Origin of the sequence: Bacillus cereus group sp. MYBK14-1 (assembly GCF_051916885.1) — a bacterium.
In the GTDB taxonomy this organism is placed as follows: domain Bacteria; phylum Bacillota; class Bacilli; order Bacillales; family Bacillaceae_G; genus Bacillus_A; species Bacillus_A cereus.
In genome coordinates, this window is record NZ_JBQAHM010000008.1 from 163,268 (window position 1) to 176,777 (window position 13,510).

The window sequence follows — 13,510 nt, forward strand, 5'->3', positions numbered from 1 at the left end:
TTTAAGCATTTTAAGATTATCCCTAAGTAAATGGTATGGTAATCAACATGTCTTCTTACAGAAGGAGTAAAAAGACGTGACGGTTGGTTTTACATTTAATAAATAATATTGAAATAGGGGAGTATGTAATGCCATTAGTTCAAATGAAAGATATTTTAATTAAAGCAAATCAAGAGAATTATGGGGTTGGCGCTTTTAGTGTCGCTAATATGGAAATGGTAATGGGAGCTATTCAAGCAGCTGAAGAGTTACGTTCCCCGCTCATTCTACAAATTGCGGAAGTTCGTTTGAATCATTCGCCCATTCATATGATTGGTCCTTTGATGGTAGCTGCAGCGAAAAAAGCAACTGTTCCAGTAGCAGTTCACTTTGATCACGGTATGGCGTTTGAAAAAATTAAAGAGACATTAGAAATTGGTTTTAGTTCGGTTATGTTTGATGGCTCTCACTATCTGTTAGAGGAAAATATACAAAAGACAAAAGAAATTGTAGAACTTGCGAGACAGTACGGTGCGACGGTAGAGGCTGAGATTGGTAGAGTTGGTGGTAGTGAGGACGGATCAGAAGATATTGAGATGTTGCTGACAAGCACTACAGAAGCAAAACGATTTGCAGAAGAAACAGACGTTGATGCGTTAGCTGTTGCGGTTGGAAATGCGCACGGGATGTACAATGGAGACCCTGATTTACGATTAGACCGCTTGCAAGAAATTAATGAGGTAGTTCGTATTCCTCTCGTATTACATGGTGGTTCTGGCATTAGCCCAGAGGATTTTAAGCAATGTATTCAACATGGTGTTTGTAAAATTAATGTAGCAACAGCGACATTTCAGAATGTAATTACTGCGGTTAACACTGCTGCCCTAAATACTCCGTATTCAGATTACTTTACGTATCATCAAGATGTAATTGAGGCTGCATACGAAAACGTTAAAAATCATATACGAATATTCGGAAGTGAAAACAAAGCATAATCATCTTGATTAATAGTTAGAGGAAACTCGGAATTTAGTTAGCTGACAAAAGTGGAGAATGCTAGAGAAGCCATTAATTAAAAGGAGGAGAAAGCCATGTTAGGAAAATTAGGTGAATTAAATGAGGGGTATAATGTATTAACAGAAATGAACGGTCAATGCAGTGATATGTTAATGGATATAGGCATATATAAGATGTCTAATGGAAAAGAAGAGTTGCTATTTGATAATAAGAATGAAACGGCAGTACTTTTACTAGAAGGGGCAATACGTTTAGAGTGGGATGGAATGGAACAAGTTATTCAAAGGCAGTCTGTTTTTGAAGAAAACCCTTGGTGTTTACATGTGGCTAAAAATGTGAAGGTTACAATTACTGCTCTTTCAGATAGTGAAGTGCTTGTCCAAAAAACAGATAATGGCCAAGAATTTGCGTCCAAGTTGTATACTCCAAATGAGTGTCAAAGTGTCGTAGCTGGAGAAGGTGTATGGGAGGGAACAGCGCAGCGTGTTATTCGTACAATTTTTGACTATAACAATGCAGCATATTCTAACATGGTTGTAGGAGAAGTTATTTCTTATCCAGGTCGATGGTCTAGTTATCCACCGCATCATCATGATCAGCCAGAGGTATATTATTATCGCTTTAATAAACCGCAGGGATTTGGATGTGCAATGGTTGGTGAGGATGCTTATCGCGTTGTACATAATAGCTTCATTACAATTCCGGGTGAGCTAGACCACCCACAAGCAACAGCACCAGGATATGCCATGTATTTTTGTTGGATGATTCGACATCTTGAGAATAACCCATGGAATGATCGTATCATGGAGGAAGAACATAAGTGGTTATTAGAACCAAACGTGAAAATTTGGCCAGAAAAGGAATAGAAGAAAATAAATACGAGCACTCCTATTGTTAGTGATAGGGTGCTCTTTTTTCTGTTTATGCGCAGAAAGGAAAATCCTTCTTACTGTTACCGTCGGATTATCGTCCTGCACACATTTGAGGAAGGAGAACTTCTATCTAATAAAATAAGATAGGATTTGATATTTTCTTAGTTTTGGTTCGTTAAGTTTATATACTTAAAGTAAAGGACTTAATTTCAATTAAGGGGGAGAATCATTTGGAGGTATATAACTCAGCTGCTCCTGCGCAAACAAAAAACGAAGATTTACCATTCGATATTTCGTGGATGACTGATTGGATTACAGACTGGTTTGGTTCTTTGTTTAATGGCGGCAGCGATGTAATAAAAGATGGGGGAGACAAAATAGATGGGGCAGTTCATGCGAGTGTGCCTGCATTCTTTGATGTTATTTTCCTTATCCTTTCTGTAGTAATTTTAATATCATTATTAGTTTTTGGTGCTTCTTTATGGTTTAAACATATAAAGTGGAAAAAAAAATCTATATATTTTGGAGTAGGTTCATTTATTTTTATACTGTTAATAAGGATTTTACCAGTACTAATGTTGACTACACGTTCTTTGGATTTTCAAACCTTTATGAGTAATATGGTGGGTTTAATTACTTCTATAATTTTAGGAACAGCTGTATTAATGTTTTTAGTATCTTTAGCATTAGGTATGCTTTATAAGAAATTTGAACATCCCAAATATGGAAAATGGAGTTCAAGTTTAAGATATAGTTCAATTTTTATATTTGTAACGACATTGTTAGTACCGGCCTTAATGCGGCATTTATAATTTTGGTTTATATAAGGAGAAAGAGGAATAGCGAAGGTAACATCTATATTATTCCTTCTAAATATACTAGTACTTTTTCTCCTTTAGGTTTCTAATTTAAATCTAATAAGTTAAAAAGCTTTTTGTTGTATGAGGTTTTGGTAAGGAAGGAGGAGTACTAGTGACTACGTTTATTGTAATGGTTAGTATTTTCTTAATTCTATTCGTAATTGGTCCTAAAGCGACTAAGAGAAAAGAAGAAAAAGAAAGAATAGAAAAGGAACATAAGCAGAAAATGGGGGATTTAGAGGAAGAAAAGATTGATTTAGATATTAATGGGACTAAAGTACGTTTACACAAGAAGCCTAAGCTAAAGAACAGTATATATAAAATAAAGGATAACGGGTAATTACTCAATTTTTTCATTTTGGCCAAGAAGACTTCTTCCTCAAGGAACGCGAAGTGAGTAGGTGGGAGATGAATCGGCTTCGGACAAGGGATGGAAAGAATTAGAACGTCACAAAATTTGTAATGTAACACAGTTAACAGAGTTATTAAATGTACCTCAATCTACTGTTTCTCAACATTTATCTAAAATGCGTGGAAAGATTCTGAGTTCAGAAAGAAAAGGATTAAAGATGTACTATCATATTGTGAATTCCAAAGCATGTCAGATTGTTAGTGTTTTAAGTCTATAAAGATTATGGATAAAAGAGTGAAAGAATGTTTATTAGTAAAATGGAATAAAGCTTAAATAGAAAATAATAAGGTTGAATTAAATTTGAAAGTATCAACGTATAATCTTATATCGAAACGTTATAGCACCATATGCTAGCAAAACTGATCTTGTAAAATGTTTCTCAATATTCTTAATATATGAAATATGGTAACATGAGAATAAAACTTATCTATACTAAGGATAAAGGGGGAGACAAAATGAATATTCAACTACAAGAAAACGATAAAGTTACACAGAAGTTAAATAGTTGGTATCATGAAATTCGTAAAAGAAATATTGAGAAATCTCGTGAATTAAAAGCTGAAATTGATTTATATATGCAAAACATAGATAAGAATCCAGATTTAGCTTTATATTATGCCTTATTAGAATTTAGGTTTGAATATTTAATAGGCCATTTAAATATTGGCAAAGGTAGCTTTGATAAAATTGAAGGACTTGAACAGTCAACGGATAATTTATTGTCCTATTACTATCATTTTTTTAAGGCTATGTATTTGGCGATAACTGGAGATTATAAGTTGGCGAAAAAACACTATGAAGAAGCTGAAGTGAAACTGCAGCATATTCCAGATGAATTAGAACATGCAGAATTCTATTATAAAATAGCTACATTTTACTGTCATAACCAACAATATGTTTTAGCTCTACAACAAGTAGATAAGGCTAAAGAGATCTTTAGTAAGCATAACGATTATGAATTAAATATAGGATACTGTAATAATCTTTATGGATTACTTTGTATTCATTTAAAAGAATATGAATTAGCTGAAGAGCGTTTAGTTTCTGCTTTGGATATATTTAAGAAAAATGAAGATAAGCATGCTAGTCTTATCGGTCGTCATAATTTAGGGTTTCTATACAGCAATCAAAATTTATCAGAATTAGCAATCCGTCATATATCTGAAGTAATTGCCGAGTCTCCTAACAATTATAGAGCACTTTTAATTTTGGCTTGTGAACTTGCAAAAGTGGGGGAAAAAGATAAAGCATTAAATGTATTTGAAACAGGATTGGAAATTAGTAATGATTTAAAAAATATAGAATATCAGCATCATTTCCAAATCTTAAAAGGCATACATCTAGATATTTCAGGAGAAGAGTTAGAAAAACTTATAGTATCTGGGAATGATTATTATACAAAGGAAAATTTATATGAATATATTCAAGAATATAATGAAAAATTAGCCATAAAATATTATGATGAAGATAATCATATGAAAGCATCTAGATACTTTTACTTAAGTTCAAAGGCAAATAGTGTGAATAAAGAAAGGGTGGGGTTAAAATGAAAAAATTAATATATTTATTGGCAGGAATCTCTACCGTTTTCGTTTTTAGTTTAGCGAGTGCAAATATTCAAAAAGAAACTTCAATAGTAACACAAGAAGTGACGCAATACTCACATGGAAACACTGGTGGTTAATAGAAAGGCTGCACTGGAACTTAGCGGAAAACCTTGCAATTTTGTAGGAATGCAAGGTTTTTTTCTTTATTCCAATTTCATTTCACCTTTATACTGATGTGAAATGAAATTGAGGATTTACAAAGAATTTAATATACGAATAAAAAACAACATTGATTGTTAGCTGTATGCCTGACAAATTTTGAATTCGTTAGAAAAGGACTTTGAAATGTAAAATAGTATGTGAAATTTTAAAGCTTATTGGAGTTTTAGATTTATTATTGTTTTATTTATGAAGCTATTTGTAGTTGAGAAAATGTAAAAGCCCTGTTATGAAAGACAGGGCTTTTCAAAAAGGAATGACAGTTAACAACTGAAGGCACATCTATATTACCATTATTAGTATTTTAATTCTATTTAGTTATGTTGAGAAATAATATATGTTTTGACACTCCCGCGGATAAAGCCACAAGCTGACTAACGTCAGTGGGATTCTTGCTACTAAAGGCGAATTCTATTTCTAGTATCGCTGACGTGCAAGATTGCGGTGTGCCATCACCACTCCGTATCCAGTGCATATAGCAGATACGGCACTCATTTTATTACCAAACGAGTCAGATTGTGAGTTCTCAAATGTGTTTTAGCGTCTTGTGCTTGACGACTCAATACATTTTACGGAGTAGAAGAATTTGTTACTCCAACCTCCTATGTATTCTGTTTTCAGAGAACAAGATTATTTTAGAGACTTTTACTTGTCTATTATGAAAATGATACCATTTCAAATTCTTGATGTACGGAACGTACCTTCGTTTTTTTTATTTGTACATCGTATTTGACCTCACTCTCATCCCACCCCTAAAGTGGGGGCTATCACACCGTAGTGGGCTTTCTCGTTCGGAAAATCTGTAAAAGGTGAGATGAACAGAGATTTCTTATACGTGTTACAATATAAAAAGTTAAATATCGAATTTAAAATTGTCTTTAAAGAAGGAGACAATTGCTTAATGAAGCTTATTAAGCCTTATTCAAAGTTATGTAAAAGAATAATTTCATAAACATTAATAAAATTAACAAAAAATATTCTAGCTAAAAATTAGAGGACATCCATTCATTGAAGCAGAAAAAATGTTTTCAGGATAGATGTCCTTTTTGTATTAAAAAAGAATATATTTTCTCAACAGGACAAATAGTAATTATCTATAAGTGTTACTTATAGGGATAATAGGAGAATAGAAATTAATGATAAAGGAGAATGCGAAATGTTAACATTAATATCTAATAGTGATCTAGCTAAAATCCGTGAAGAAGATGTAGATGTATTAAAGGTAATGTCGCATCCGGTTCGATTAAAAATCATAAGTGAATTAATGCATCATAAAATGTGTAATGTTACACAGTTAACGGAAATATTAGGACTTCCACAGTCCACTGTTTCACAACATTTAGCAAAATTAAAAGGAATCGTACTCCGTGCAGATAGAAGAGGTTTAGAGATGCACTATTATATTGAGAATGCTAAAGCTCTTCAGATTGTAGAAATTTTAGGATTATAGGTCAATTTTTCAGAGTGTGGGGAACCCTTTAAGATTTCCCACACTCTGAAAAAAAGACATCTTTCGAGTGTCTTTTCTTGTTGGTAAAAAGCTCACTCACATATTGATGAATTAGATAAGAAACCATAACTCTACTATGGAATAAACAACATAAGAAATTCTAACATCATCTGGAAAGAGAATAATATGTAATATTGCATTTGTTAGTCTGTATCTATATTGGTAGATAAAAGCCACCAATATAAATAAAAAGGACATGCAGTCGTAACTGCCGCCCTTTTAGGAGGAATTCAAGATACCAACAGGACGCGTATTGGTAAACAGGTTCAAAAATAGTATATGTGTTAAGAAAAAGTCCTATACAAAAAAACTACTGTAAGCAAGCCTATTTGTATGTGAAATAAAGAAGGGCCGTCCTATTTGGAGGGCTCTTCTCGTTTGAAGAATTAATATTCAAATAGTTTATCCATTAAATTTTGAATTTCACGCCTTCTTTTTTCTATTTTCTTTTTATCAATTGTATACTAATTACCCTCAATTATTAATTGAGGGTAAAGAAGTAACTGTTGAGACTAAGTTTACTGAGAAAGAAAAAAGGTTTTGTAAAGCTAGCCATTACTTTCGTTGGTACTAAACAGCAAGAAAGAGAAAAAGTAGTGTTTGAAGATTTATAACATAAAGGTCAAGTAATTGTAACATACCCTGATGTTAATCAGATTTGGAAAAAGAAAAACAAATTTACACACTATACTTGGCATCTAGATGAGACTTATATCAAAGTCAAAGGAGAGTGGGATTATATTTATTGTACAAGGGAGCAAGATGGAGTTAATGATGAATAGTTAATTTCATAATTAAGAAATAGTTAAGAAATAGTTAAGCCCGGTTTAAAATTTGCTTTCTATACTAAAAACATAAGCATACAAGAAAGTTGGTGTTCTTACATGAGCGCAATAATAAAGACTACAAATTTAACAAAGATTTATGGCAATCAGAAATCAGTGGATAATCTTAATATAACCGTAAATCAAGGAGAAATTTACGGCTTTTTAGGTCGAAATGGTGCAGGGAAGACGACTACAATTAGAATGTTATTAGGATTGATAAAGCCCACCCATGGAAAGATTGAAATATTTGGAGAAGATTTATTAAAAAATCAAAAAGAAATCCTTAAAAGAATTGGGTCTATTGTTGAAGTCCCTGGATTTTATGAGAATCTTACAGCACGGGAAAATCTACTAATTAATGCGAAAATTATTGGGATACACAAAAAAAATGCAATTGATGAAGCGTTAGAAATCGTGGGATTGCAACATGAAACTAAAAAGCTTGTGGGTAAATATTCTTTAGGGATGAAGCAAAGATTAGGGATTGCTAGAGCTCTTCTTCATTACCCAGAATTATTAATATTAGATGAGCCTACTAATGGTTTGGATCCAATAGGAATTAAGGAAATTAGAAGATTGATACAAAATTTGGCTAAAGAAAGAAAAATTACTTTATTAATATCCAGCCACATTTTATCAGAAATAGAACAGTTAGTAGATCATATGGGGATCATTCATGAAGGTAAGCTCTTAGAGGAAATCGAATTTAACAGCCTTAGAAAAAAGAATCGCAAATATATTGAGTTTCAAGTATCGAATGACAATAAAGCTACAAAAATCTTAGAGAAAAACTTTGGTATTTTTGATTATGAGGTTCATAATGAGGGGATTATTCGCGTGTATTCTAAACTTGGGCAACAAGGAGATATTAATAAAATATTTGTACAAAATGATATTCAGGTTTTGAAAATCTTGATGAGTGAAGACAGATTAGAAGATTACTTCACAAAATTAGTTGGAGGTGGAACAATTGGTTAATCTGTTATATACAGAATTATTAAAGCTAAAACGATCCCATATGTTCTTAATTAGTATTCTCGGTGCATCGGTAGTACCTTTTATGGTAGTAGTAGCATCATTTGTAAGCCTAAAAACTAAACATCCTACTCCTACTATTGTATTTAGTCAATTGTTTGGTGAAGTAAATTTATATACTGTTCTAATAATAGGAGTACCACTATATGGGGTAGTAACCGCCTACCTATTTATTCGGGAATATACAGAAGATACATTAAAGAATTTATTAACTATACCTGTATCACGTATGAATTTTCTTATAAGTAAATTCCTACTTCTATTTTCGTGGATTATAATGTTAACTTTTGTAGCATGGGGATTAACATTATTATTAGGGATAATATTTCAATTTGATGGACTAAGTTCATCCTTAATAAGGGAATCTTTTGTACAGTTTTTGATAGGTGGATTATTGCTTTTTATTTTATCAACACCAATCATACTTTTAACAATTGTACTTAAGAATTACGTACCGACCATTGTATTTACAGTTGTAATAACCATGATTAATTTAATGACAGCAAATTCAGAACATAGAGGATTGTTTCCATGGGCAGCAGCAGGTGATATCTCAAGAAATACGCTTCAGCCCACTTATCCTCCCGAGTACTCCTATATAGGTATATTCGGAACATCTATTATTGGATTAGTATTATTGATTTCATATTTTAAAAAGGTAGATATTCATTAAGAACAATAAAATGGGACCATCTAAAACTATTAGGTAGTAACAAAAAGTAGATTAAAAAATTTTAATTAGCGTTTGATTTATATATATGGTAAGGAGGAGTTTGAAAATGTCTTTTTCTCAGTTCAATATTGATGCTTTTCGAGCCGTTAACGATTTAGGTAAACAGTACCCATTTCTCAATTCTACTATGACGTTCGTGGCAGAATATATGGTATATTTCTTAGCTTTAATTATTGTAGTGTATTGGTTTACTCGATCTAACCAAAATCGAATGATGATTGTTCAAGCGATGATTGCTTTTGTGATTGCTGAGGTTATCGGGAAAATAGCAGGGAAGTTTCATTCAAATTATCAACCATTTGCAGAGTTACCTAATGTTAATAAATTGGTAGAGCATGCTGTTGATAATTCATTTCCAAGTGACCATACAATTTTATTCTTTTCAATTTGTTTTTCATTTTGGCTTGTTCATAAAAAGATTGGTTGGTTATGGATTACACTTGCATTCTGTGTAGCCATTTCTCGTATCTGGGTAGGAGTTCATTATCCTTTCGATGTTATAACAGGTGCTATTTTAGGGATTGTTTCAGCGATAATTGCTTATTGGTTAGTACCGAAAGTTACTTTCTTGAAAAGAATACTTTCTATATATGAAAAAGGGGAAAACTACATTTTACCTGCAAAAGATAAATCAAAAAATTTTTAAGGAAAAACATCTGAATTATAAGTAGCTTTTTGCTTATAGTGTTAATTTGATGTTAGATAAAGATGCAACATTTCTAGGACAATTGAAGTGGCTTAAACTTGCCACTTCAATTGTCCTAGAATGACTGATTAAAAATATGGTTTATATATGTATCATAAATACGAATAACGTTTTCTTGGTAAGAATTTACTCATTACAATTTTTTTTGGAAGACTAAACCTCATAGACATACCCCATATCATTTTCGCTTCAAAAATGAATTTCATACTTAAGTTAAAACAGTTATAAGGGATAGGATAACATTGGTGTTCATTCCTTTTTGTAATAATTGTGGATATACATAAATATTTTTTGGAAAACAATTTACAGTAATATTACGTTTTTTAGAGGAGAAATCAAGTTGTCAAAATCACTAATAAATATGATTTATTAGTGATTTTGACAACTTGAGAAAATAATTCGTTTATTATTTTGATTACAATATAAGGTAGTATTAGAATGTAGCGTGGAAAGTTAGAGAAAATAAACTGCATATCAAAAGGAGGATGCTTTTGGATAGTTATGTTTGGATTATGAATATCAGAATGAAAAACTATACAATTTAATGAGTGATAGTGTACATTTGGACGTGTAATCCGCGATAGAAATCCTAATGGAAAATTATATCTTAAAGCAGTGTGTTAGGCTCTAACCAAAGGAACTGCGATGAACGTTAGGGATTTAGATATTCTACGTTTCAAACATAGCAAAGGTGTTAAATTCTGAATAATTAGAATTAAGTCAAATTAAATGGGGAGTCCTTATGAAGAAAATTTTAGTTATATTTCAAAATGGGAATTACTCGAGGCTATTTTTTGCATCTTTTACTTCACAAATGGGTAGTACAATTGGTTTAACTGCACTTATGTTTTATTTTTTAAATCGTTTTTCGCACCAACCTGCATATGCTACTATTACGGAGTTGATGTTGTCTTTGCCCACATTAGTAGTATTTTTTCTTGTTGGTGTAGTTACTGATAGGATTGATCGACAAAAAATAGCTCAAAATTGTGATTGGATCTGTTCTATATTATCGCTTTTATTATTGTGGTCTCTTTTTCTAAACTGGATGCCAGTAGCATTTGCGCTGTTATTTTTAAGAAGTATGGTAAAGAGCTTTTTTACACCCGCGCAATCATCCCTTGTACAGGGTGTTTTAACAAGAGATGATTATGCTACTGCAGTTGGTTTGAATCAGATGGTTACAAGTTTGTTTATGCTTTTTGGTAGTGGTATCGGGATTTATTGTTATTGGGTAATCGGTATTTATGGTGCAATCTTAATTGATGCAATTAGTTTTTTTATTAGTGCTCTTCTTATAAAATCTTGTAGAATGTCAGAAGAAATTCGTATGCCAAACGGAAAACATAATATCAAGGATTTGAACATTTCAATTGTAATGAAGGATTTTGTGAAGGGAATACGTTATATTTTGAACCACAACTTGTTACTTACACTTATCTCCGGATTTATAGTTTTCGGAATTTTAAATGGAGGGCTCTCAGTGATGCAGGTATTTATTTTAAAATACAAACTAGCCCCAAGAAACTATGAAGAAGTTTCAATTATATTAAGTATAGTCTTTGGTATCGGGATTTTACTTGGTAGTGTTATAGCATCTATACTTTCTCAAAAAATAAAGCTTTATCATTTACTAATTTTAGCTTTGTTTATTGGAGGAGGAGCGACTATTTTGAGCTCATTAGTCAATACAGTTTGGCTGTATGTTATTTGTACGGGCATAGTTGCCCTAGCACTTCCGATGATTAATGTAGCTATTGGAGGTTGGATTCCGAAAATAGTAAATCCAAAAATGATGGGAAGAGTACACGGGTGTATTAATCCTTTAATGATGCTCTCACAGTCACTAACCTTACTTTTTATTGCTGGATTTTATCCAGGTATTCTTGCAGTTGAAACTCTTTTTTGGATAGTTGGCGGATGTTTAATATTTGTAGGAGTTTTTTACATGATTAGCATTCCACGATTAATGAAAGTAGAAAAATCAGCTAGCATAACGCTCGAATAATTGTAGTTGATCAATTAATTTAACTAGGATTTGTGAGGGGTTTTATGGAAATTTTTGTTACTAAAATTAAAGATATGAATGATCGAAAATTAGAAAAAATTTGTTCGTGGATAGATGAAGAGAAAAGATATAGAATAAAAAAATTTATTAATAAAAAAGATAAAATTAGAACCTTGATTGGTGAATTACTAGTAAGGACTCTAACAAATAAAAAACTTAAAATCGGTAATGAAAGAATAGTATGGGGGAAAAATAATTATGGAAAACCTTATTTAAAGGGGTATCCGAATTATTACTTTAACATTTCACATTCGGGAGAATTTGTAGTATGTGCAATTAGTAATAACCCTATTGGAATTGATATTGAACAAATAAAACATATTGAATATGAAGAAATAGCAAAAAGTTTTTTCTGTGATAGTGAATATGCTTATATACAAAAAGGTGATGTTAATCATCAATTGAGGAAGTTTTATGAGGTATGGACATTGAAAGAGAGTTATATTAAATGCTATGGAAGCGGATTATCAATGTCACTAAAATCATTTTCTATTAATATAGATAGTCACAAAGCTGTTCATATACTTTTCGATAATAGAGAAAAGAGTAATTCTTATTCAATGGCGATTTTTGATATAGAGTTAGAATACAAAATGGCTGTATGTTCATTAAATGAAGAAATTTCTAGTAATATAACAGTGATTAACCAAGATATTATTATTAATGATTTTTACAAACTTTTATCAGATAGAGGTGCATTTTAATGATGTTATTTTGTTTGCCTTATGCAGGAGGATCCGAAGCGTTATATTATAAGTGGGGTGATTATCTAACCCCATCTATAAATCTATGTCCAGTACTGTTAAAAGGAAGAGGGAAAAGATTCAATGAACCATTTTATAATAGCTTAGAAGAAGCGGTAGATGACATCTTTGATAATATTCGGGATAAAATATGTGAGGAAGATTATGCAATTTATGGACATAGTATGGGGAGCCTATTAGCGTATGAATTATACTATAAAATAATAGGAATGGGATTCAAGAAACCCAAGCATATTTTTTTTTCTGGATACAAGGCACCGAGTGAAAGGGAAAAGAAGGAGATAACTTATAATTTACCAAATAACGAGTTTAAAAATAGAGTTATAGAATTAGGGGGAACACCAGAAGAATTAATTCGTAACGAAGAATTGTTCGAATTTTTCATTCCTTTACTAAAACATGATTTTAAAATAGTTGAAACATATGAATATAAAGAAAAAACGGACAAAATCACATGCGATATTACTGTATTAAACGGAACAGAAGATTTAATTAGTCTAAAAGGCATAATTGGTTGGAAAAAGCATACTTGTGGAAATTTTAAGATTTATAATTTGGAAGGAAATCATTTCTTTATAAATAACAATGTGAAAAAAATTACAACAATAATAAATGATACGTTAACTGAGGTTGTGAACTACTCGCCACTTAGTAAAGCTTGAAGTGGGAGCTTCTCAGTTCCACGACGAAAGTAACTTTTCGTCTCCCTGAGCGTTACTTTGGGGTGTTCCACCCCTAGATGTTCAACGCATGGATGCTCTTTTGGTACGGTTGATATTTTACGCAGGAACCGAATGGCTTGGTTTTCGCACTCTATTTTCTTCCTGCAACCTTCTATATCAAGTTATCAAAGAACTTCATATAGCTAGTTTATTAAAGGTTTTTGGCTATGCCAAACCGAAATTCATCTCCCACCTATCGTTGGGTTACGCCCTTCACACGCTTGAGGAAGGAGAATTCT

13 protein-coding genes and 3 pseudogenes are annotated in these 13,510 nt (G+C 31.9%); all 16 read left to right on the plus strand.

Annotated features, from left to right (window positions below):
* Window positions 1-128: 128 nt before the first annotated feature.
* The 16 genes and pseudogenes from ACTFR3_RS20545 to ACTFR3_RS20620 all read left to right on the plus strand — a co-directional run bounded on the left by ACTFR3_RS20545 (window position 129) and on the right by ACTFR3_RS20620 (window position 13,211).
* Window positions 129-974, plus strand: a complete 846-nt coding sequence (locus ACTFR3_RS20545) for a class II fructose-bisphosphate aldolase (protein ID WP_440044769.1) — start codon at window positions 129-131, stop codon at window positions 972-974.
* A 96-nt stretch (window positions 975-1,070) separates the two neighbouring features.
* Window positions 1,071-1,862, plus strand: coding sequence for a 5-deoxy-glucuronate isomerase (locus tag ACTFR3_RS20550; protein ID WP_440044770.1), 792 nt, complete (start codon window positions 1,071-1,073; stop codon window positions 1,860-1,862).
* Window positions 1,863-2,098: 236 nt separating this feature from the next.
* Window positions 2,099-2,680: a hypothetical protein gene (locus tag ACTFR3_RS20555; RefSeq protein WP_440044771.1), complete on the plus strand. Its 582-nt coding sequence runs from the start codon at window positions 2,099-2,101 to the stop codon at window positions 2,678-2,680.
* Between the two features lie 160 nt (window positions 2,681-2,840).
* Window positions 2,841-3,068 (plus strand): hypothetical protein, encoded by a 228-nt coding sequence (locus ACTFR3_RS20560; protein ID WP_074593226.1) that lies wholly within the window; start codon window positions 2,841-2,843, stop codon window positions 3,066-3,068.
* 94 nt (window positions 3,069-3,162) lie between these two features.
* Window positions 3,163-3,357, plus strand: a pseudogene (locus tag ACTFR3_RS20565) (ArsR family transcriptional regulator); the annotation flags it as partial.
* 238 nt (window positions 3,358-3,595) lie between these two features.
* Window positions 3,596-4,690, plus strand: coding sequence for a tetratricopeptide repeat protein (locus ACTFR3_RS20570; protein WP_074593228.1), 1,095 nt, complete (start codon window positions 3,596-3,598; stop codon window positions 4,688-4,690).
* Window positions 4,687-4,824, plus strand: a complete 138-nt coding sequence (locus tag ACTFR3_RS20575; RefSeq protein WP_170925766.1) for a hypothetical protein — start codon at window positions 4,687-4,689, stop codon at window positions 4,822-4,824. The genes ACTFR3_RS20570 and ACTFR3_RS20575 overlap by 4 nt, the downstream gene beginning before the upstream one ends.
* Before the next feature lie 1,238 nt (window positions 4,825-6,062).
* Entirely contained in the window at window positions 6,063-6,356 is a 294-nt protein-coding gene (locus ACTFR3_RS20580; RefSeq protein WP_240853623.1) for an ArsR/SmtB family transcription factor, read from the plus strand.
* 538 nt (window positions 6,357-6,894) lie between these two features.
* Window positions 6,895-7,027: pseudogene (locus ACTFR3_RS20585) on the plus strand (VaFE repeat-containing surface-anchored protein); the annotation flags it as partial.
* A 36-nt stretch (window positions 7,028-7,063) separates the two neighbouring features.
* Window positions 7,064-7,183: pseudogene (locus tag ACTFR3_RS20590) on the plus strand (DDE-type integrase/transposase/recombinase); the annotation flags it as partial.
* 117 nt (window positions 7,184-7,300) lie between these two features.
* The gene (locus ACTFR3_RS20595) at window positions 7,301-8,221 is read left to right on the plus strand and encodes an ABC transporter ATP-binding protein (protein WP_001273091.1); all 921 of its coding nucleotides are present in this window, start codon (window positions 7,301-7,303) and stop codon (window positions 8,219-8,221) included.
* Window positions 8,214-8,951: an ABC transporter permease gene (locus ACTFR3_RS20600; protein WP_440044772.1), complete on the plus strand. Its 738-nt coding sequence runs from the start codon at window positions 8,214-8,216 to the stop codon at window positions 8,949-8,951. Before ACTFR3_RS20595 ends, ACTFR3_RS20600 begins: the two co-directional genes overlap by 8 nt.
* A gap of 106 nt (window positions 8,952-9,057) precedes the next feature.
* Window positions 9,058-9,657, plus strand: a complete 600-nt coding sequence (locus ACTFR3_RS20605) for an undecaprenyl-diphosphatase (RefSeq protein ID WP_000010573.1) — start codon at window positions 9,058-9,060, stop codon at window positions 9,655-9,657.
* 802 nt (window positions 9,658-10,459) lie between these two features.
* Entirely contained in the window at window positions 10,460-11,725 is a 1,266-nt protein-coding gene (locus tag ACTFR3_RS20610) for an MFS transporter (RefSeq protein WP_000722986.1), read from the plus strand.
* Between the two features lie 44 nt (window positions 11,726-11,769).
* Window positions 11,770-12,489: a 4'-phosphopantetheinyl transferase family protein gene (locus ACTFR3_RS20615; RefSeq protein WP_000402330.1), complete on the plus strand. Its 720-nt coding sequence runs from the start codon at window positions 11,770-11,772 to the stop codon at window positions 12,487-12,489.
* Entirely contained in the window at window positions 12,489-13,211 is a 723-nt protein-coding gene (locus tag ACTFR3_RS20620; RefSeq protein ID WP_440044773.1) for a thioesterase II family protein, read from the plus strand. Before ACTFR3_RS20615 ends, ACTFR3_RS20620 begins: the two co-directional genes overlap by 1 nt.
* The last annotated feature ends 299 nt before the right edge of the window (window positions 13,212-13,510 follow it).